General features: G+C 63.8%; 1 pseudogene. It reads left to right on the plus strand.

Annotation, left to right across the window (positions count from 1 at the left end):
• Positions 1 to 547 (plus strand): annotated as a pseudogene (locus DM373_RS28435) (RHS repeat-associated core domain-containing protein); the annotation flags it as partial.

Consider the following 547-nt stretch of genomic DNA (forward strand, 5'->3'; position numbering starts at 1 on the left):
TCGCCTTACGTGGGACGAGCACATCCGCCTGACCACCGTGACCGACGCCCACGTCGGCCAGACCCGCCACTACTACGACGCCGACGGCTACACTTACCGCATCCAGCACGCTGACCAGCGCTCGGAGTGGCTGTTCCGCGACGCCCGCAAGAACGTGATCCGCCACCTGCACGCCGACGGCAGCCAGGACCGCTACACCTACGATGAACGCAGCAACCGTCTGCAACACATCCGCGCCGACCATAGCGTCGTGCACTACGCCTACGACGACAAAGACCAGCTGATCAAGATCAGCGATGCCGAAGGCGGCCTGTGGCTGCGCGACTACGACGACGTCGGCAACCTGGTAGAAACGGTCGACCCGCTGGGCAACAAGACCGAGTTCGCCTACACCTCCACCGGGCTGCTCAAGGCGATCAAGGACGCCAACGGCAACGAGAAGCAGCTGGCGTACAACGACGCCGGGCAACTGCTCGAGTACACCGACTGCTCCGGCAAGACCAGTAAATGGGCGTACGACGAACTGGGGCGCCTGGTACAGGCCAGT

Origin of the sequence: Pseudomonas sichuanensis (genome assembly GCF_003231305.1) — a bacterium.
GTDB lineage: Bacteria > Pseudomonadota > Gammaproteobacteria > Pseudomonadales > Pseudomonadaceae > Aquipseudomonas > Aquipseudomonas sichuanensis.